The organism is Amycolatopsis sp. NPDC034160 (assembly GCF_055575355.1).
Genome location: NZ_JBVISU010000029.1, coordinates 60,075 through 79,531, shown reverse-complemented (window position 1 = coordinate 79,531; position 19,457 = coordinate 60,075). Strand labels below are relative to the sequence as shown.

Annotated in this window: 16 protein-coding genes; 5 read left to right on the top strand and 11 right to left on the bottom strand. The window is 68.6% G+C overall.

From position 1 onward, the window contains the following. Positions 1-435 precede the first annotated feature (435 nt). From ACZ54P_RS36500 to ACZ54P_RS36485, 4 genes are all read right to left on the bottom strand, one after another. Positions 436-2,094 (bottom strand): fumarate hydratase, encoded by a 1,659-nt coding sequence (locus ACZ54P_RS36500; RefSeq protein ID WP_465466172.1) that lies wholly within the window; start codon positions 2,092-2,094, stop codon positions 436-438. A gap of 307 nt (positions 2,095-2,401) precedes the next feature. Beyond that, positions 2,402-3,433 carry a sigma-70 family RNA polymerase sigma factor gene (locus tag ACZ54P_RS36495; protein WP_465466171.1) on the bottom strand — a complete coding sequence of 344 codons (1,032 nt, stop codon included), beginning with the start codon at positions 3,431-3,433 and terminating at the stop codon, positions 2,402-2,404. Between the two features lie 245 nt (positions 3,434-3,678). Then, positions 3,679-4,104 (bottom strand): D-aminoacyl-tRNA deacylase, encoded by a 426-nt coding sequence (gene dtd, locus ACZ54P_RS36490; protein ID WP_465466170.1) that lies wholly within the window; start codon positions 4,102-4,104, stop codon positions 3,679-3,681. Next, positions 4,104-5,600, bottom strand: a complete 1,497-nt coding sequence (locus ACZ54P_RS36485) for a DUF7782 domain-containing protein (RefSeq protein WP_465466169.1) — start codon at positions 5,598-5,600, stop codon at positions 4,104-4,106. The genes dtd and ACZ54P_RS36485 overlap by 1 nt, the downstream gene beginning before the upstream one ends. Positions 5,601-5,717: 117 nt before the next feature. Between ACZ54P_RS36485 and ACZ54P_RS36480 the strand changes: the two genes are divergently transcribed. Together ACZ54P_RS36480 and ACZ54P_RS36475 are read left to right on the top strand one after the other, a co-directional pair. Next, positions 5,718-6,983, top strand: a complete 1,266-nt coding sequence (locus ACZ54P_RS36480) for an amidohydrolase (protein ID WP_465466168.1) — start codon at positions 5,718-5,720, stop codon at positions 6,981-6,983. 17 nt (positions 6,984-7,000) lie between these two features. Beyond that, the gene (locus ACZ54P_RS36475) at positions 7,001-7,354 is read left to right on the top strand and encodes a DUF3099 domain-containing protein (protein ID WP_465466201.1); all 354 of its coding nucleotides are present in this window, start codon (positions 7,001-7,003) and stop codon (positions 7,352-7,354) included. An 82-nt stretch (positions 7,355-7,436) separates the two neighbouring features. Here the strand turns inward: ACZ54P_RS36475 and ACZ54P_RS36470 are convergent, their stop codons facing one another. The 5 genes from ACZ54P_RS36470 to ACZ54P_RS36450 are packed head-to-tail and all read right to left on the bottom strand — an operon-like array spanning position 7,437 to position 11,054. Continuing rightward, positions 7,437-8,309: a carbohydrate kinase family protein gene (locus tag ACZ54P_RS36470; RefSeq protein WP_465466167.1), complete on the bottom strand. Its 873-nt coding sequence runs from the start codon at positions 8,307-8,309 to the stop codon at positions 7,437-7,439. Next, positions 8,306-9,223, bottom strand: a complete 918-nt coding sequence (locus tag ACZ54P_RS36465; protein WP_465466166.1) for a pseudouridine-5'-phosphate glycosidase — start codon at positions 9,221-9,223, stop codon at positions 8,306-8,308. The genes ACZ54P_RS36470 and ACZ54P_RS36465 overlap by 4 nt, the downstream gene beginning before the upstream one ends. Before the next feature lie 9 nt (positions 9,224-9,232). Then, positions 9,233-9,877, bottom strand: coding sequence for an HD domain-containing protein (locus ACZ54P_RS36460; protein ID WP_465466165.1), 645 nt, complete (start codon positions 9,875-9,877; stop codon positions 9,233-9,235). Next, positions 9,874-10,233, bottom strand: coding sequence for a pyridoxamine 5'-phosphate oxidase family protein (locus tag ACZ54P_RS36455; RefSeq protein ID WP_465466164.1), 360 nt, complete (start codon positions 10,231-10,233; stop codon positions 9,874-9,876). The genes ACZ54P_RS36460 and ACZ54P_RS36455 overlap by 4 nt, the downstream gene beginning before the upstream one ends. 14 nt (positions 10,234-10,247) lie before the next feature. Further along, entirely contained in the window at positions 10,248-11,054 is an 807-nt protein-coding gene (locus ACZ54P_RS36450) for a sporulation protein (RefSeq protein ID WP_465466163.1), read from the bottom strand. Positions 11,055-11,112: 58 nt separating this feature from the next. Here ACZ54P_RS36450 and ACZ54P_RS36445 point away from each other — a divergent pair, with 58 nt between their 5' ends. Both ACZ54P_RS36445 and ACZ54P_RS36440 read left to right on the top strand, forming a co-directional pair. Beyond that, a complete protein-coding gene (locus ACZ54P_RS36445) occupies positions 11,113-11,355 on the top strand; it encodes a DUF3039 domain-containing protein (protein WP_005164469.1) in 243 nt (80 codons plus the stop codon). A gap of 124 nt (positions 11,356-11,479) precedes the next feature. Further along, positions 11,480-12,316 (top strand): hypothetical protein, encoded by an 837-nt coding sequence (locus ACZ54P_RS36440; RefSeq protein ID WP_465466162.1) that lies wholly within the window; start codon positions 11,480-11,482, stop codon positions 12,314-12,316. A 505-nt stretch (positions 12,317-12,821) separates the two neighbouring features. Here the strand turns inward: ACZ54P_RS36440 and ACZ54P_RS36435 are convergent. Both ACZ54P_RS36435 and ACZ54P_RS36430 read right to left on the bottom strand, forming a co-directional pair. Next, the gene (locus ACZ54P_RS36435; protein ID WP_465466161.1) at positions 12,822-15,947 is read right to left on the bottom strand and encodes an efflux RND transporter permease subunit; all 3,126 of its coding nucleotides are present in this window, start codon (positions 15,945-15,947) and stop codon (positions 12,822-12,824) included. Positions 15,948-16,079: 132 nt separating this feature from the next. After that, positions 16,080-17,183, bottom strand: coding sequence for a YihY/virulence factor BrkB family protein (locus ACZ54P_RS36430; protein WP_465466160.1), 1,104 nt, complete (start codon positions 17,181-17,183; stop codon positions 16,080-16,082). A gap of 280 nt (positions 17,184-17,463) precedes the next feature. Here ACZ54P_RS36430 and ACZ54P_RS36425 point away from each other — a divergent pair, with 280 nt between their 5' ends. Then, a complete protein-coding gene (locus ACZ54P_RS36425) occupies positions 17,464-19,218 on the top strand; it encodes a DEAD/DEAH box helicase (protein ID WP_465466159.1) in 1,755 nt (584 codons plus the stop codon). The last annotated feature ends 239 nt before the right edge of the window (positions 19,219-19,457 follow it).

The following is a 19,457-nucleotide window of genomic DNA, read 5'->3' as shown; positions in this document are numbered from 1 at the left end:
TCAGAGGGTGTGGGGGCGTGAGTGGCGCCATTCACGAGCAGGTCTTACCTCGCAGGTAGTCGACTGTGACGTAAGGCTTGGCCGGGGTGTCCTTTGCCTTTCCGTAAGGCGGCTGGAGGGTTTGACCCGGTCGGGTCGGGGTGGCGATGTGGGGATTGGGACAGTGAGTGTCCCGATTCCCACATCGTCGTAAGGTTGCCCCGGCCCGATGTTGATCAACGGAAGATCGGGGACGTTGAGTGTCCCCGATCTTCCGTTGATCGACGTCGTGCCGCTCGGGCCCTGACGTAGCGGCACCAAGGCGAGGTCAGGTTCCAGCAGGTCAGCAGTACCGGTCCGCCAGAACCGTCATCACCACTCACGCCCCCCACACCCTCGGAACCTCAGGATGGAAAAGGCCCCTTCATTGCAGTGGCGGAGCGGTGACCGGACCGGTCAGCGGAAGCTGATCTGCAGCACCGGTTCCGAGGTGGCCTCGAAGAAGTCGTTGCCCTTGTCGTCGATGACGATGAAGGCGGGGAAGTCCTCGACCTCGATCTTCCAGACCGCCTCCATCCCCAGCTCGGCGTACTCGAGGACGTCGACCTTCTTGATGCAGTCCTGCGCGAGCCGCGCGGCCGGGCCGCCGATCGAACCGAGGTAGAACCCGCCGTGCTCCTGGCACGCGGCGGTCACCTTCTTGGACCGGTTGCCCTTCGCCAGCATCACCAGCGAACCGCCCGCGGCCTGGAACTGCTCGACGTAGGAGTCCATGCGGCCCGCGGTGGTCGGCCCGAAGGAGCCCGACGCGTAGCCCTCCGGCGTCTTCGCCGGGCCCGCGTAGTACACGGGGTGGTCACGAAGGTACTGAGGCATCTCTTCACCCGCGTCGAGCCGCTCGGCGATCTTCGCGTGCGCGATGTCGCGGGCGACGACGAGCGGACCGGTCAGCGACAGGCGGGTCTTCACCGGCAGCTGCGAGAGCTGGGCGCGGATCTCGGCCATCGGGCGGTTGAGGTCGACGGTCACCACCTCGTCGGACAGATCGTTCTCGGTGACGTCGGGCAGGAACCGTGCCGGGTCGCGTTCGAGCTGCTCCAAGAACACGCCGTCGGCGGTGATCTTCGCCTTGGCCTGGCGGTCGGCCGAGCACGAGACGGCGACGCCGACCGGGCAGGACGCGCCGTGGCGCGGCAGGCGGATCACCCGGACGTCGTGGCAGAAGTACTTGCCGCCGAACTGCGCGCCGATACCGAACTGGCGCGTCATCTCCAGCACCTGCTGCTCGAGGTCGACGTCGCGGAAACCGTGGCCCAGCTCCGAACCCTCGGTGGGGAGGTCGTCGAGGTAGCGGGCCGAGGCCAGCTTCGCGACCTTCAGGTTGAACTCCGCCGACGTGCCACCGACGACGATCGCGAGGTGGTACGGCGGGCAGGCCGCGGTGCCGAGGCTGCGCAGTTTCTCGTCGAGGAACTTCGCGAGCCGCTTCGGGTTCAGGACCGCCTTTGTTTCCTGATAGAGGAACGTCTTGTTCGCGCTGCCGCCGCCCTTGGCCATGAACAGAAATTCATAGCTCGGGTCGCCTTGACCGTCTTTGTGATAGAGCTCGATCTGCGCGGGCAAGTTGGTACCTGTATTGCGTTCATCCCAGAAATTCACCGGCGCCATCTGCGAATAGCGCAGATTCAACTCCTGATAGGCGTCGAAAATGCCCCGCGACAGCGCGCGTTCGTCGTCGGCGCCGGTCAGCACGCCTTCGCCGCGCTTGCCGATCACGATGGCGGTGCCGGTGTCCTGGCACATCGGGAGGACGCCGCCGGCGGAGATCGCCGCGTTGCGCAGCAGGTCCATCGCGACGAACCGGTCGTTGCCGCTGGCCTCGGGATCGTCGACGATCGCGCGCAGCTGTGCCAGGTGCGACGAGCGCAGCAGGTGCTGGATGTCGGTGATCGCGGTCTTGGCGAGCCGGGTCAGCGCCTCGGGCTCGACCTTGAGGAACTTCCGGCCCGCCGCCTCGACGACCTCGACACCTTCGGTGCTGAGCAGCCGGTACTCGGTGTGGGTGTCCTTCGCGAGCGGAAGGACTTCAGTGTGCTGGAACGTGGTGGGCGCCACTGCGCGGGCTCCTTTGCCGGCATCGGGAACCCGCCCACGGTACTAGGCGGGCCCCGGGTGACCGGCATCACGTCCTGGTGAAGGCGACGAGAATGCAATTCGCAGACCGCAATTTGTCGCCGCGCCGCACAAAAGAGTTCGGGAGGCCGGGCCCACCCCGACGGACCCGACCTCCCGGGGAAAGCGATCCGGGTGCGAACACCCGACCGCGAAGACTTATTACCTGCTCGACGGTCTCGTGACACAGGTCATAAGTCAACGCTGCCGAACGGGTGTTGCTTTTTCGGTGCCAAAAGGCTGTATCGCGTTACGAAGCGTAGGCGCGCAAGCGGTCGGCCCGCTCACCCTGACGAAGCTTCGACATGACCTCTCGCTCGATCTGGCGAACGCGCTCACGGGAGAGCCCGAAGTGCTTGCCGATCTGGTCGAGGGTGCGCGGCTGGCCGTCGTCGAGGCCGTAGCGCAGGCGGATCACCTGGGACTCCCGGTCGTCCAGCGTCGCGAGCACGCGGCGCAGGTCGTCCTGCAGCAGACCGGAGATCACCGCGCTCTCGGCGTCGGTCGCCTCGGAGTCCTCGATGAAGTCGCCGAGCGGGGCGTCCTCCTCGGTGCCGACCGGCATGTCCAGGCTCACCGGGTCACGCGAGTGGTCGAGCAGATCGGAGATCTTGTGCGCCGGAATGCCCGATTCCGCGGCCAGTTCCTCGTGCGTGGCGTCGCGCCCGAGCTGCTGGTGCAGGTCACGTTTGATGCGGGCCAGCTTGTTCACCTGTTCCACCAGGTGGACCGGGAGCCGGATGGTGCGTCCCTGGTCGGCCATCCCCCTGGTGATGGCCTGGCGGATCCACCAGGTGGCGTAGGTCGAGAACTTGAACCCCTTGGAGTAGTCGAACTTCTCCACCGCGCGGATCAGACCCAGGTTCCCCTCCTGGATCAGGTCGAGCAGCGGCATCCCCCGGCCGGTGTAGCGCTTCGCGAGCGAGACCACGAGGCGGAGATTGGCCTCCAGCAGGTGGTTCTTCGCGACGTGGCCGTCACGCACGAGGGCCGCCATCTCGGAGCGCCGCTTCGGCGTGAGGTTCTCGGCGGTGTCGATCACGTGCTGGGCGAACACCCCGGCTTCGATGCGCTTCGCCAGCTCGACCTCGTCGGCGGCGGACAGCAGCGCCGTCTTGCCGATTCCGTTGAGGTACACGCGAACCAGGTCCGCGGCCGGGCTCTGGGCGTCGAGGTCGGCGTCGGTGAACACCCCCGCTGTCACCGGCTCCTGGGTGGATTGCGCCGGGATACGGCGCTCGCGAATCCCGCGCGCTTCGCGTTCGAGAGTCTGGACTGACATTCTGCCTCCCCGGTCACGGGCTGAACGTGCTGCGATGTGTCCACCGGATCCGTCTCGGCGTAGCAAGCCCTGTGGAAACCCGCTACTCCTCGCCGTCCCAGCTTGGCTGGACACTTGGCTCAACGCCGGGAGGTCCGAAAACGTTCCCGGCCGCTATAGGAGAGACGGGCGGCTGACCTGGGGCGTTGCTCCACCAACCCTGAGCTTTTCCTGAGAATGCCCGTGCGGGGGAGAACAAACGTGGTCTAGACCTCTAACAGAAGCGTGAAGGGACCGTCGTTCACGCTCCGGACCGCCATCATGGCGCCGAACCTGCCCGTTTCGACCCGCGCGCCACGTTCGCGCAGAGCCTCGACCACGGCCTTCACGAGCGGCTCGGCGATTTCGGGCCGGGCGGCCGCCGTCCACGACGGACGGCGGCCTTTGCGGGTATCGCCATAAAGAGTGAACTGGCTTACGACAAGCAGAGGAGCGCCGGTGGTGGCACAGGACTCCTCGTCGCGAAGTATGCGAGCTTCGTGCAGTTTGCGAGCCATCGTCGCCGCTTTCGTCGCGTCGTCGTCGACGTGGATTCCCAACAGCACCAGCAAACCCGGCTCGTCGATGGCGCCGGTCACCTCGTCGCCGACGGTCACGCTCGCTTCCGTGACCCTCGCCACCACCGCCCGCATCAGGTGGCCGGGAGGAGCATGCCGTGCCGGACCAGTTCGCGGACGACGGGCAGCGCGACGGCGGCCAGTTCCTCCGGGTCGAGGCCCTGCGCGGCCGCCAGGAGCACGATGAGGTCTTCGAGGGGGAGCGCGCCCTGACACCCGGCGAGCAACCGGGTCGCCAGGTCGTCGACCTCGTGCGACCAGCCGGGACCGTCGGTGCGGTGCAGCCGCTGGACGGTCGTGGCCCAGCCCTCCTCGCCCGGCTCGGCGACGCTTTCCAGCAGGACGCTCTCCGGAACGCGGAATCGGACATCGAGGAGTGAATCCCCGTTGGCGCGCAGCCATTCCACCCGGTCCAGCCAGTTCGCCGCCTCGGCGCCCAGCGGGTCGTCGTAGGCCTGGCGGAGGTCCTCGCACACGATCGTCGGCGTCCGGCCCGCTCCGCGGCGAAGAGTGACGAAGCCGAAACCGATGCCTTGGACGTTGTTTTCGGCGAACCAGTCGAGCCAGGCGCCGGATTTCGCGCGGCCCTCGGGCGAGCGGGGGTCGATACCCGCGTCGCGCAGCCACGTGCCGACGTACAGGCCCGGATCGGCGATGTCCCGCTGGACGAACCACGCGTCGGTTTCCGCCGGAAGCCAGCGGGTCACCCGATCGCCCCAATCCTCTCCCTCGACATGCAACCAGGACGCGAGGAGCTGGCCGGTGCCGCCGTCGTTGAGGAAGCCGGGCAGCTGCCGCACCACGAGCGCGCTGGCGTCGTCGCCGGCGAGGCCGGAGTCACGGTAGGTGTAGTCGACCCTCGGCGGGCCGACCACGAACGGCGGATTGCAGACGATCTGGTCGAACCGGCGGCGCGCGACCGGCGCGAACCACTCGCCCTGGGCGAGTTCGACGTCCAGTTCGTTGAGCCGGAAGGTCGCCGCGGCGAGCGCCAGCGCGCGAGCCGAGACGTCGGTGGCGGTGACCTTCTTCGCGTGGCGGGTGGCGTGCAGCGCCTGGACGCCGTTGCCGGTGCCGAGGTCGAGCAGGCTGCCGACCTCGCGGCGGCTGGTGGCGCGGATCAGGCTGAGCGAGGCGTGCCCGACCCCGAGCACGTGATCCTCGGGCACGGGCTGGCCGAGAACGTCGGCGTCGAGATCCGAAACGACCCACCAGGAGCCTTCGTCGTCGCCATGCGGGCGGACGTCGAGGCCGGCCCGGTAGCCGTCGGCCACCCGGGCGAGCAGCGTGGCGGCGACCGCGTCATCTAGTCCCAGTGGCGCGAAAGCGGCCTCGACGTCCTTCTCCGGCTCGGTCGCGCCCAGGAGGAACAGCCGGATCAGCGTGCCGAGTTGCCCGGCGTCGCGTGTCGCGCGGTAGGCCAGCTCGGGTTCGCCTCGGCCGAGGGCGGCGTGCGCGGAGCCGAGAGCCTCGACCACGCCGTCGGTGTCGTAACCCGTCCGGCGGAAGGCGTCCCGCAGCCTCGCGCAGACGTCGTCGGACAGGTCGGGGAGGGCCGCTTGTGTGCTCACGGTGGGTAAGTGTGACGGATAGGGTGTGCCGGTGCGTCTGCTCACAGTGGGTAATTGTGACGGATAGGGTGTGCCGGCGCGTCTGCTCACAGTGGGTAATACTGCCAGGATTAGGTGGTGAGCCTTGAAAGTGTCCTGGCACCGCTGCAGGCGGCACTGCCCGGATGGGAAGACCTGTACATCGATCTCCACCGGCATCCGGAGCTGTCGTTCGCCGAAACCCGCACCGCCGCCGAACTGGCCAAGCGCCTGGAGGCCGACGGCTACGAGGTGCACACCGGCATCGGCCGCACCGGCGTTCTCGGCGTATTGAGGAATGGTCCCGGTCCGAAGGTGATGCTGCGTGCCGACATCGACGCGCTGCCGGTCGAAGAGAAGACCGGCCTGCCTTATGCGAGCACCGCGCGCGGGGTCGACGCCGACGGCCGCGACGTCCCGGTGATGCACGCTTGCGGCCACGACATGCACGCCACTTGGCTCTCCGGCGCCGCCTCGCTGCTGGCGGCCGGACGTGCTCACTGGTCCGGCACGCTGATGGTCGTTTTCCAGCCCGGGGAGGAAGCCGGAGACGGTGCCGCCGGAATGGTCCGTGACGGGGTCTTCGGGCCCGCGGGCAAACCCGACGTCGTACTCGGCCAGCACGTCGTCCCCGGCCCGGCCGGCTGGGTGCTGACCAGGCCGGGCGTGCTCATGGCGGCCACCGACGCGCTGCGCATCACCCTGCACGGCCGGGGCGGGCACGGCTCGCGCCCCGAGACGACGGTGGATCCGGCGGTGCTCGCCGCGTCCGTGGTGCTGAAGCTGCAGACCATCGTTTCGCGGGAGATCCCGGCGACCGAGTCGGCGGTGGTGACCGTCGGTTCGCTGCACGTCGGCACCGCGCACAACATCATCGCCGACCACGCCGTCCTCGAAGTCAACATCCGGTCGTTCGACCAGGCGGTGCGGGAGAAGGTGGTCGCGGCGGTCGAACGGATCGTGCACGGCGAAGCGGCCACCGCGGGCGCGCCGAAGCCGCCCGAGATCGAGCGCATCGGCGCGTTTCCGGTCACCGAGAACGACGAGACGGCCACCGACGCACTCACCGCCGCCTTCCGCGACCACTTCGGTGAGGGCCGCGTCATGCCGGCACCGCTGGTCACCGGCAGTGAGGACTTCAGCGAGTTCGGCCGCGCCGCCGGGGTACCGTCGGTGTTTTGGCTGGTCGGCGGGATGGACGAGCAGCAGGTGCTGACCGCGATGGCCGCCGGACGGTTCGAGCAGGACGTCCCGTCGAACCACTCGCCGCTGTTCGCGCCGATCCCGCATCCGACCCTCTCGGCGGGCGTCGAAGCACTCGTGGTCGCGGCCTGGCATCGGCTCACCCACCCGGGTGTCGGATGAGCCCGGCGAGTGGGAGCATGGAAGCCGGAGGTGGTGCTGTGAACGCGCCCGCCCACGGTCCCGAACCGAGGGAACCCGCTCCGGTGCTGATCACCGAAGCCGCCCCGTCCTACGAAGACCAATTGGCCAAACGGAAGCGGAAGTACATCATCATGATGTCGATCCGCATCCCGTGCCTGATCCTCGCCGGGGTCTTCTACCAGACCTGGTGGCTGGCACTGGCGTTGATCGCGATCTCGATCCCGTTGCCGTGGATCGCCGTCCTGGTGGCCAACGACCGGCCGCCGCGCAAGAGCGAGTCGGTGAACCGCTACCAGGCCGAACCCACCCGGATCGAGGGCGGGACGCATCGCGTCATCGACGGCGGTTGACCCGTTTCACGCGCGCCATGAAAGGTCCTTTCCTTGCAAAATTTGCAAGGAAAGGACCTTTCATGGCGTGTGACGGGGGTGGTTACGGCTGCGGCCCGACCTTCGCGACCGCCTGGGCACCCAGCCGAGTACCGGCCCGAAGGACCTCCACCGTGGACTCGCCGCGCAGCCACGCCGCGAGCACACCGGCGTCGAAGGCGTCACCCGCGCCGGTCGAGTCGACGCAGTCGGCGGGCTGTGAAGGCACCGAAGTGATGTTGCCGCCCGCGTCCACCCAGCTGGCGCCGTCGAGACCGGCGGTGACCACGACCTCGCCGACGTAGCCCAGCAGTTCCTTCGCCGCCGCCGGATCGCTCGACCCGGTCAGCGCGACCAGTTCGCTGGTGTTCGGCATCAGCAGGTCGACGCCGCGCACGTCTTCGAGGAACTGCGCCGGATCGGTGATCAGCGTCGCCGCCTGCGGGTCGACCGACGTCGTCAGCCCGGCCTTCTTCGCCGCGGCCAGCGAGGCGAGCGCCGCGGGCCGTGACGTCGGGTACAGCAGGACGTAACCCGAGAGGTGCAGGTGACTCGCTCCGGTCAACGCCTCCTCGGTGATGTCCTCGGGGCTGAACCGCGCGTTCGCGCCGCGGTCGGCGAGCATGCTCCGCTCACCGGCGCCGTCGACGAGCACCACGACGCAGAACGTCGGTTCCTCGGGATCCACCGCGAAGGAGCAGCGGACACCCGCCGCCTCCAATTCGCTCTTCACCATGCGGCCGCCGGAATCGTCGCCGATCCGCGCGATCAGCGTGGTCTCCGCGTCTTCGGCGCGCAGCCAGAGCGCGGTGTTCGCGCCCGCGCCGCCGCTGGTGAAGTGGACCTTCGCGCGGATGTCGCCGCCGTGCGGGATGGGGCCCTCGTGGCGCGCGACCACGTCCAGGCCGACGTCGCCGACGACCACGATGCCGCTCATGCCGCGTTCCCGGCGAGCGCGACGGCCACCGCGGCGGCCAGTTCCGCGTTGGACAGCACCAGTGCCTCGTTCGCGTCGAGGCTCACGCCGCCGCTGGCGGTGTGGAAGTGCTCCAGCAACACCGGCGTCACGTCGCTGCCGTGCACTCCTCGTGAGCGCAGGAGCTCCAGGCCTTCGGCGAGCAGCCGGTCGTGCAGTTCTTTGTCCATTTCGGACGCTTCGGGGATCGGATTCGCCAGCAGCACGCCGGAATTCGCGTGCGCCCGATGCGCGGCGATGACCGCGGCGGCCTGCGCGGCGTCGTCGACCCGCCACGGCACCTCGAAGCCGGACGAGCGGAGATAGAACGCCGGGAACTCGCCGGTGCGGTAGCCCAGCACGGGTACCGAGTTGGTCTCCAGCACTTCGAGCGTCGCGGCGATGTCGAGCACCGACTTCACCCCGGAGCACACGACGGTGGTCGGCACCTTCGCGAGCACGCCGAGGTCGGCCGAGACGTCCCAGCTCTGCGCCGCCCCCATGTGCACGCCGCCCAGCCCGCCGGTGGCGAACACGCCGATCCCCGCCGCGGCGGCCAGTGCCGCGGTGCTCGCGACCGTCGTCGCCCCGGAGCGGCCGAGGCCGACGGCCGGGCCGATGTCGCGCAGGGAGAGCTTGTCCAGGTCCGCGCCGGGCGCGCAGACGCGCTCCAGCTGCTCACCGGTGAGCCCGATCAGCGGGACGCCGTCGAGCACGGCGATCGTCGCGGGCACGGCGCCGCCGTCCCGCACGACCCGCTCCAGCCGCTTGGCGACGTCGAGGTTGCGGCCGGGCGGGAGACCGTGGGAGAGGATGGTGCTCTCCAGCGCGACGACGGGATCACCGTCTGCGAGGGCGGAGGCGACCTCTTCGTGAAGGGACAGTTGCGGAGTCACGAGCGAACATCATCGGTGATGTGGGTCCGTGTCATGCCAGCGGGTCAGTTCGGTGGCGAGGTTCTCGCGGGCCTTGCCCTCCCAGCGTGCCCGCGCGATGTCACTGCGGTACAGCCGCGGCCTCGCCAGCAGGTTCTCCAGCATGGCCGTGCGGCCGGCCCGCCAGTCCTCGTCGGAGTAGATCGAGTACTCCGCCCGGACGCCGCTCGCGTACTCCTCGTAGACCTCGGGTGCGGCGCCGAGGATCGCGAGGTCGGCGTCGAGCAGCACGGTGGCCAGGAGGTCGTCGTCGGGGGCGGAGTGATCGACCGTGGCGAGGATCAGGCTTTCGGCGCGCGCGATGTCGGCTTCGGGCACCCCGGCGTTGGTGAGCTCGGCCCGGGTCCAGGCCGCGCTGGCCCGTTCGTCCTCGCCGGGACGGGCGTCGTAGACGACGTCGTGCGTCCACGCCGCGATGGCGACGAGGGCTCGTTCGCGGGCGCTCAGCCCGAAGGCGACGGCGAGCGCGCCGCTGTCGTGGGCGACGGCGGTGGCGTGCCGGAGATCGTGATAGTGGCGGTGTGGCTCGGCGTAGCGGGTTTCGAGGTCGTTCCACGCGACGGCGGCGATCCGGTGGTCGCCGCCGAGCCTGGTGACCGCGGTGGTCCAGCTCACGCCGGGAACACCCAGCGTGTGGGGGAACCCGAGAAGTCCTTCTCCAGCATGCCGAACACCTTCCGTGGCCGGACCCGGATCGAGGCGTTCGAAGCGGGGTCGAGCATGTCCATTCCGTACGTGGCGGCCCCTTCGAGCGCCACGGGTTCCTTCGGATCGTCGGTCGACACCGACACCGCCGCCCACACCGGCATGAGGTGCGGGCGGCCGCCGGGGGTGACCGTCGCCACCCAGTAGTCGTGCGAGTCTCTCAGCGGGGTCTCCGCCGAGGACCAGGGCAGCAGACCGGTGCCTTCGCCGCCGGGAGCCGTCCCGTATCCCGGCATGTACGGCCTGGTCGCCGACGGTTCCGTCATCGCGTCTCCCGTGCTCAGTCGAAGATCCCGCGCGCTTTGGCCACCTCGTGCAGCCAGCCTTCGATCTGCGGTTCCCAGTTGACCCGTTCCAACGCGGCGTGGTCGACCTTGAACAGGCCGAGGAACTCCTGTCCGCGTCCGCCGAACCCGCCGCTCTTCGACACCCGGACCCGCTTGGTCACCTCCAGCACGACCTGCGTCTGGATGGCGGACGACAGGAAGGTCACCGCCACCGAGGTGAAGACGGGCGCGAATCGCGGCGAAGGGGTGAACCGGATCTCTTGGAAGAACGGCAGCTGCTGCGTCGCGCCGTTGATCCGACCGCGTTCCAACACGGCTTCGCCGAAGACGAAACCGATCCGGCTGAAGGCGTCCAGGATCCGCTTCTGCGCGGGCAGCGGTTCGATGGCGGCGCCGTCGACGTCGACCGGGTCGGTGACGGAGTTCGCGATGTCGAGGCTGGTCTGGAGACCGACGGCCATCCCGGGCAGCGGCTTGCCGAAGACGCTGGAGATCGGCGTCTCCCAGGGAAGGGCGACCTCGAACGGGATGCGGACCTGCTGCCCGGCCGCGACGCGCTCGCGACCGGCCAGCTGCTGGGTGCCGAACTCGAGGTCCTCGACGCCGGGATCGCGCTCGTCCGGGAGCTGGACGCGGGCGAGCAGCTTCACCGCGAGACCGTTGATCTCTTGATCGACTTCCCCGCCGAGCAGCAGGACTTCGCCGCGCACCGGGCGGCCGGGGGAGACCGTGCGGTCGAGCAGCCGGGCGTCGATCTTCGCCCCGCCCGAACCGAACGTCGCGAGCACCTTCTGGAACATGGGCGAGATCCTGCCAGGTCCCCGGTGTGCGCAGGAGGATTTGGGGCATTATGGAGGGGTGAGCACACAGACCCTTCCGAAGCCGGATACCCGTCCCGAGGGCACCGACGGCACCGACGACGACGCGCCGAAGATGTTCCACTACGTGCGCAAGAACAAGATCGCCGAGAGCGCGGTCATGGGAACGCACGTGGTGGCGCTGTGCGGTGAGGTCTTCCCGGTGACGAAGTCGGCGAAGCCCGGTTCGCCGGTCTGCCCGGACTGCAAGAAGATCTACGACGGTCTCAAGCCGGGCGACTGACACCTGGACGTCCGGTGTCCGAAACCGGACAAAATCTGAAAATCCTTCACATGGTGGCTGCCCGGCCCGGTTTTCGCTGGTAATTCAGTACCCGCCAGCGAAAACCCGCCGGGACGGAGCCTTCATGCGTAGAACCGGGATCGTGCTCGCCATCGCCGCGTTGGTCGCGGTGTTCTCCCCAGCCGTCGCCCAAGCCGTGACGGGCTGGACCACCGTCGGCTCGGACAACGCCCGCCCGCTCGACGAGGGCCAGGGCCTGGCCACCATCGAGCGGCCGTCCGGGACCCTCTTCCGCTATACCGGGATCGCGACGGTTCCGGTGAACCTGTCGTCGCAGGGCTGGAACCACGTCGGTGATCCGGGTTCGGCGCAAGGCTGGTACGTCGAGCCGTACCAGCGCGACGACAGGGGCGCGAAGCTCTTCCGCGTCGAGTCACCCACCGGGACCTGGGCGAACTACACCCACGCGCTGGAATCGTGGGAGGCGAACAACAACTCGTTCGCCGCCGTGACCCCCGACGCGCGCTGGATGGTGGCGGGTGAGTGGGGCACGATGGACCGGCTGCTCGTGCACCCGATGCCCGGCGTCGCGCACACGAACCCGGCGGCGAATCTGCCGTACGCGTCCGCGATCCGGCTCGACCGGCCAGTGCGGGACATCCAGGGCTGCGACTTCGTCACCGCGACGCGGCTGCTGTGCGCGTCCGACGATCCCGAAGGCTCGCTGTTCGGGACCACCAAGCCGTTGCTGCAGGTGGATCTCTCCGGTGTGCTGTCCGGCGCGGACGTGACCGGGCGGGTGACCTCGCTGGGGCAGTTGCCCTTGAAAAGCACCTGTAGCGGGAACTTCGAGACCGAAGGCGTCGACGTCGCCGCCGACGGGACCCTGCGGGTCGTCGTGCTTTCGCCGTCCTGGTGTGTGGCCTTCGACAGCAAGACCTGGCGGTTCCGGAAGGCGTGACACCGGTCTCGTGAGTGGTAATGACGGTTCTAACCGAACCCTCTTATTGAGGGGTAAGGCAACGTGTCGTGTTGCGAGCGACGTCGGCTCGCGCCGCGGCCGGATGTCTCCAATGCCGCATTGGGGACATTGTCGCGAAAGCCACTTTCAGGACATGTGATGTCCCGAAAGTGGCTTTCGCGACACCTTCGGGACGCCACCGCACAGTGCCGAAGCCTGACGTCCAACGTCACAGGCCCCCTCCCGACCACGACACCTTTGCCTTACCCCTCAATAGGTACCACCTGCTCGTGGCCTGCGGGCTTGTCGAGCGAAGTACATGATGGCCCCCTTCCTTGCGCTAGGCGCAAGGAAGGGGGCCATCATGTACTGGGGAAGGTGTGAAGGTCAGTTTCCTCGGCTCAGCCGAGGGAAGGAGTCCTTCACGGACTGGCCGCTACCGAACTCACCCCCGAAGGTACCTAAACACGTTTGGCTCTAACCGTCATTACCACTCACGAGCCACCTACGAAGCCGGCTCTGGGGTCAGCGTTTCGGAGGCCGGTGCCGAGGACCGCTTCGCGTCCTTCTTCGCGCGGCGCTTCTCTTTCCGGGTCTCGACCATCGTGTACAACGTCGGCACCAGGATCAGCGTCAGCAGTGTCGAGCTGACCAGCCCGCCGATGACCACGATCGCGAGCGGCTGGCCGATGAACCCACCCTGTCCGGTCAGGCCGAGCGCCATCGGGACCAGCGCGAAGATGGTCGCGGCCGCGGTCATCAGGATCGGCCGCAGCCGCCGCCTGCCGCCTTCGGTCACCGCCTCGGCGACACTCATCCCCGAAGCCCGGTACTGGTTGATCAGGTCGATCAGCACGATCGCGTTGGTCACCACGATGCCGACGAGCATCAGCATCCCGATCAGCGCGGGCAGGCCGAGCGCGGTCCCGGTGGCCAGCAGCAGCCCGATCGCGCCGGTCGCCGCGAACGGGATCGACACCAGCAGGATCAGCGGCTGGAGCAGGCTGCGGAACGTCGCGACCATGATCAGGTACACGATCGCGATCGCGGCCAGCAACGCGAGGAACAGGTTCCCGAACGCCTCCTGCTGATCCTCGCTGACCCCGCCGAGCTTGTACGCCGCGCCACCGGTGAAGGTCAGAGCGTCCAGTTTGGACTGAATGGTCTTCGTGGTGGCGGCCAGGTCCGCACCGGTGTTCTTCGCGGTGACCGTGGTGCTCAGCTCACCCGACGTGCGGTGCACCGCGGCCGGGCCGTCCACAGTGGACACCTTCGCGACGGAGTCCAGCCGGACGACGCCGGTGGCGCCCGGGATCGGCAGCGCCTTGATCGCGTCCACCGAAACCGGGGCCGCCGTGCCCGCGCGCAGCACGATGTCCGTGCGCTGCCCGTCCACCGGCAACTGGGTCACCGTGCGACCGGCGATGGCCTGGTTCGCGATCTGGCCGATCGACGTCGCCGAAAGCCCGCTCGCGGCGGCCTGGGCGGCGTCGACCTCGACCTGCACCCGCGGCGAGCCCTGCGCGAGGTCACTGGTCACCTCGGTGAGGTCCGGCACCTCCGACAGGGCTTGGCGGACCTGCTCGGCGGCGGGCTTCAGCGTGGCCTCGTCGGGGGCGGTGACGGTGATCGAGACCTGGTCCGAGTTGAACCCGCCCGCTTCCGCGCCGATCTTGACCTCGCCGAGTTCCGGCTTGTCGAGCTTGCCCCGCAACCGCTCCGAGAGCGCGTCGAGGTCGGTGTCCTTGGCGACGGTGACCTGGATGGTGGTCGCCGTCCCGCCGCCACCGAAGAAGCCACCCCCGCCGATGCTCACCTGGTAGGTCTCGACGGCGGGTTCGGCGGCGAGCGCCTGCTCCACCGCGCCGGCGGCCTTCTCCTTGGCCTCGGAACTGGTACCGGGCGGCAACTTCTGCGAAAGGCTCAGCGTCGTCGAGCCCGACTGGTCCAGGAAGTTCGTGTTCAGCCGCGACGCCAACCCCACCGTGCCGCCGAAGATGATCAGCGCCAGCAGGACCACGGTGACGCGCCGCCGGGTGGCGAACCGGATCACCGGCACGTATCCGCGCTGGAGCAGCCCGCGGCGCTCCTTGTCCTCGGCCGCCTGACGCGTGAGGTCGGCCTCGTGGTCGTTCGACGGCGTCTTGGGCGGCTTGAGGAACCAGTACGCCAGCACCGGCACGATCGTCAGCGAGACCAGCAGTGAGGCCAGCAGCGCCACGGTGACGGTGATCGCGAACGGAGAGAACAGTTCGCCGACGAATCCGCCGACGAAGGCGATCGGCAGGAACACCGCGACGGTGGTGAGGGTGGACGACGTCACCGCGCCCGCCACCTCGCGCACGCCGTCGAGCACCGCGCGCTCTTTTTCCTCGCCGTACGCCAGATGTCGTTTGATGTTCTCCAGCACCACGATCGAGTCGTCGACCACCCGGCCGATCGCGATGGTGAGCGCGCCGAGGGTGAGCAGGTTCAGCGAAAGATCGCCGGTCCACAGCGCCAGCAGCGCCACCACCACCGAAAGCGGGATAGACACCGCCGTCACGAGCGTGGACCGCAGCGACATCAGGAACAGCAGGATCACCAGGACCGCGAACGCCAGCCCCAGCAGGCCTTCGGTGGTCAGCCCGCTGATCGCGTCCTTGACCGGGGTGCCCTGGTCGAACACGACGCTCATCTCGGCGCCGATCTTCTTCGACAGTTCAGGCAGCTTGTCCCGCACCGTATCCGAGATCGCGACGGCGTTCCCGTTCTCCACCATGGTGATCGAGAGGCCGAGGCTCGGTTTGCCGTTGGTGCGCGTGATCGACGTCGGCGGCGCGAACCCCGCCTGGACGTCCGCGACGTCACCCAGTTTGACCGGCTTGCCCGCGGGGGCACCGGGACGCGGTGTCGGCGTGAGGTAAAGGTCCCGGATCGTGTCCACTGTGGTCGGTCCGCCGCCGACCTGGACGGTGAGCGTCTTGTCGCCCTCGGTCAGTGTCCCGGCGGGGACGGCGGCACCGGCGGTCTGCAGGGTCGTGGCGATCGACGACGGGTCGATGCCCGCCGCGGCCAGCTTCGCGTAGTCCAGGGCGATGGTGACCCGCGGCTGCCGCGCGCCGGTCACCTCGACCTCGCGGACGCCGTCGATCTTGCGCAGTTCGGGCGCGACCTCCCCCGTCAGCGCGGGGGCGAGCGCTTGCGGGTCCCCGGAGGTCCCGGCGGCGAGCAGCACCACCGGGAGGTCGTCGGTGGACCCCGCCGACACCGACGGCTCGGTGTTCTGCGGCAGCCGGGCCTTGACCCCGTCGACGACGCGCTGGATCTGCCCGACGGCGGCGTCGATGTCCGTGCCGAACTCGAACTGCGCGGTGATCCGCGACAGGCCCTCTGATGACGTCGAGTTCAGCTCTTCGAGCCCCTTCAAGCCCTGAAGCCCGCCTTCGAGCGGCTCGGTGACTTGCCGGTCCACCGCGTCCGGCGAAGCGCCCGAATAGGGCGTGATGATCTGCGCCTGCGGGAACTGCAGCGACGGGAACAGCTGCTGCTTCAGCTGCGGCAGGGCGAAGGCGCCGAAGCCGATCACCACCAGGGCGAGCAGCCCGATGAGACTTCGGTTGCGCAGGCTCAGTCTGGCCAGCGTGGACATGACGGTCTCCCCCAGGAATGGCTCGGGACGGGCGGGTTAGGCCGAGCTTTTCATGGTGGGGGGTGGAGTGGATTCACACCACGGGTGGAACTCGGGGTACGACTTCGGGATGAGGGCATCCCCCCTCCGGCGTCAATTTCGCCGTTCGGTCACCTGACCGGCTTCGGGCTGCGTTTCTTCGTTCACGGACTGTTCTGATTCGGGTTCGTCGTCCTGACGGGGATCCCGCAGCGGGACGGTGGTCCGCTCCCACCGTTTGCGGCCCTCCTCGGCGCGGATCCGTTCGCTGGCCCGTTCCATCTCCAGCCGCCGCCACTTCCGGCGCTGGCGTTTGGTCGCCTTGGCGGGCCACAGTTCCTGGATCGCGCTGTTGAAGTAGGCGCCGCCGACCACCGCGAGCCCGATGAAGAACATCAGCAGCAGGAACGCGATCGGCGCGGCGAGCGCGCCGTAGGTGTAGCCGGTCTTGGTGATCCAGTTGAGGTAGACGCGCAGGCCGACACTGGAGAGCAGGAACACGATCATGGCGAGCATCGCGCCCGGCAGGCCGCGGTGCCACGGCAGGCGGCGCGGCAGGGAGAGCTTGTAGAGCGTGGTGAGCGCCAGCACGATCATGCCCCCGAGAACCGGGTAGTACAGCGTGCCGACCCAGTACGAAACCGTGCCGCGCCAGTCGTTCGGGAAGAACTGGGGGAGCAGGTCCGGTCCGATCGCCAGCAGCGGCAGCCCGACCACCAGGATGACCAGCCCGGCCATGTACAGCAGCAGCGCGAAGATCCGCTGCCAGACGTCGTTGCGGACGCCGTACTGGTCGTGCGCCACGGTGATCGCGTCGACGAACGACGACATCGCCGACGAACCCGCCCAGAGGGAGATCAGGAAGCCTATCGAGACGATCTCGCCCTTGCCGACGAACAGGATGCTGTTGACCGTCGGTTCGATGATGTCGTGGACGGCGTTGTCGCTGAAGATCGTCTTGCTGAAGGTGATGATCCGGTCGTGGACCGCGGTCACGACCTCCTGGCCGAACCAGTCGCCGACGAAACCGAGGCAACCGAGGAGCCCGAGCAGCAGCGGCGGCAGCGACAGCGTCTGCCAAAACGCGGCTTCGGCGGCCTCGGAGAAGATGTTGCCTTCCCACGCCTTGTTGAGCGTGCGGCTGAGCAGGCGCAACGGACCTCTGCGGACCTTCGCGACCCCAGCGGCCGACTCTTCCCGGCCGTTCTCCTCGCTCATGCAGCTCCTCCGCCAGCGCCGAGCGCCCTTGACGGTCTCCAGCATGGTCCATGCCGCGGCATTCGGCTCGTCACCCCTGGCATTTGGGGTGAGTAAACCGACAACGGGGGTGGCGCTTCCGGCGTTCCACGGGCCCGGCGGGTAGGCTCACTCCAGTGCCCTCACCTCAGGCGCCGGCGTCGCGGCCGGATACCAAAGTGGGGGCTTTTGCTTGTCGGACACAGTGCTTGTCAGACAGCGGTGAGCAGTGCTTTTGCGGGGAGAGAGGGAGGTGACCGGCATGTCGGAAACAGTGGAACGTGATCGTGGCACGTTGGGCGCGCCTCCCGCGGCGAAGGACAGCACCGCCAGGCCGCTGCGTGCCTGGCAGCGCCGCGCGCTGACGAAGTACCTGACGAAGAAGCCGAAGGACTTCCTGGCGGTCGCGACGCCGGGCGCGGGCAAGACGGTGTTCGGTCTCCGGATCGCCGCCGAGCTGCTGAGCGACCGGACCGTCGAAGCGATCACCATCGTCGCGCCGACGGAGCACCTGAAGCACCAGTGGGCCGCTTCGGCGGCGGCCGCGGGGATCGCGATCGACTCGAACTTCCGCAACGGCACCGGTGCCACCTCGCGGGATTACCAAGGTGTCGCGGTCACCTACGCGCAGGTCGCGGCGCATCCGACGCTGCACCGCGTGCGCACCGAGAACCGCAAGACCCTGGTCATCCTCGACGAGATCCACCACGGCGGTGACGCGAAGTCCTGGGGCGACGCGGTCCGCGAGGCGTTCACGCCCGCCGTCCGCCGTCTGGCGCTGACCGGGACGCCGTTCCGCAGCGACGACTCGCAGATCCCGTTCGTTACCTACGAGCCCGACGGCTCGGGTTTCCAGCGCAGCAAGGCCGACCATGCCTACGGTTACGCCGACGCGCTCGCCGACGGCGTGGTCCGGCCGGTCGTCTTCCTCGCCTACTCCGGTGAGGCCTCCTGGCGCACGAGCGCGGGGGAGGAGTTCACCGCGCGGCTCGGCGAGCCCCTGACGGCCGAGCAGAACGCGCGGGCCTGGCGCACGGCGCTCGACCCGGCGGGCGAATGGATCCCGGCGGTCCTGCAGGCCGCCGACACCCGTCTCGCGCAGTTGCGCGCCAACGGCATCCCGGACGCCGGTGGCCTGGTGATCGCCACCGACCAGGAATCCGCGCGCGCCTACGCCAAGATCCTGCAGCGCATCTCCGGCCAGAACCCGACGGTCGTCCTCTCCGACGACCCCAAGGCGTCCGGCCGGATCAAGGAGTTCTCCGACTCGACCGACCGCTGGCTCGTCGCGGTCCGGATGGTGTCCGAAGGCGTCGACGTCCCGCGCCTGGCCGTCGGCGTCTACGCCACCAGCGCGTCGACCCCGCTGTTCTTCGCGCAGGCCATCGGCCGGTACGTGCGTTCGCGCAAGCCCGGCGAGACCGCTTCGGTCTTCCTGCCGAGCGTGCCGGTGTTGCTGGAACTCGCCAGTGAGCTGGAAGCCCAGCGCGACCACGTCCTCGGCAAGCCGCACCGGGAGAAGGAAGGCTGGGAGGACGAGCTCCTCGCCCAGGCCAACCGCACCGAGGACGAGCCGGGCGAAGAGGAGAAGGCGTTCACCTCGCTGGGCGCCTCCGCCGAACTCGACCAGGTCATCTACGACGGCAACTCCTTCGGCACCGCGGTGTTCTCCGGTTCCGACGAGGAACAGGAGTACCTCGGTCTGCCGGGTCTGCTCGAACCGGACCAGGTCCGCGCCCTGCTGCGGAAGCGGCAGGAAGAGCAGCTCTCGGACGAGAAGCGGCGCAAGCCCAAGGCCGAGCAGCAGGCGCCGGTGGCGCGGCCGCAGTCGGTGAGCGAACGGCTCGGCAGCCTCCGCAAGGAGCTCAACGCCCTCGTCGGCGTGTACCACCACCGGACCAAGAAACCGCACGGCGCGATCCACAACGAACTGCGCCGGGTGTGCGGCGGACCGCCCACCGCGATGGCGACGGTGGAGCAGCTCGAAGAGCGGATCGTCACCCTGCGTTCCTGGTAGCGCTCCGTACCAAACGCTATGAAAGGTCCTTTCCTTGCAAAATTTGCAAGGAAAGGACCTTTCATAGCGTTTGGGACCAAGGGGATCGGCACCGCTGGTCACCCTTCGTGAGTGGTGGCGGTCACCCTGTCAGCGCGCCTGGACTTCGTACGCCGTGCTACGGCCACGTTGCCAAACCGTGTCCATTTGATGAGGCTTAATCGATTCAGCCGTCTTCCGCCAAAGCCTTTCGGCGGCAT

Coding starts and splice junctions, on each gene's coding strand:
- ACZ54P_RS36495 (WP_465466171.1), bottom strand. CDS start 3,433: ATGTCAGTCCAGACTCTCGAACGCGAAGCGCGCGGGATTCGCGAGCGC.
- dtd (WP_465466170.1), bottom strand. CDS start 4,104: ATGCGGGCGGTGGTGGCGAGGGTCACGGAAGCGAGCGTGACCGTCGGC.
- ACZ54P_RS36475 (WP_465466201.1), top strand. CDS start 7,001: ATGGAAGCCGGAGGTGGTGCTGTGAACGCGCCCGCCCACGGTCCCGAA.
- ACZ54P_RS36470 (WP_465466167.1), bottom strand. CDS start 8,309: ATGAGCGGCATCGTGGTCGTCGGCGACGTCGGCCTGGACGTGGTCGCG.
- ACZ54P_RS36455 (WP_465466164.1), bottom strand. CDS start 10,233: ATGACGGAACCGTCGGCGACCAGGCCGTACATGCCGGGATACGGGACG.
- ACZ54P_RS36450 (WP_465466163.1), bottom strand. CDS start 11,054: ATGTTCCAGAAGGTGCTCGCGACGTTCGGTTCGGGCGGGGCGAAGATC.
- ACZ54P_RS36440 (WP_465466162.1), top strand. CDS start 11,480: ATGCGTAGAACCGGGATCGTGCTCGCCATCGCCGCGTTGGTCGCGGTG.
- ACZ54P_RS36435 (WP_465466161.1), bottom strand. CDS start 15,947: ATGTCCACGCTGGCCAGACTGAGCCTGCGCAACCGAAGTCTCATCGGG.
- ACZ54P_RS36430 (WP_465466160.1), bottom strand. CDS start 17,183: ATGAGCGAGGAGAACGGCCGGGAAGAGTCGGCCGCTGGGGTCGCGAAG.
- ACZ54P_RS36425 (WP_465466159.1), top strand. CDS start 17,464: ATGTCGGAAACAGTGGAACGTGATCGTGGCACGTTGGGCGCGCCTCCC.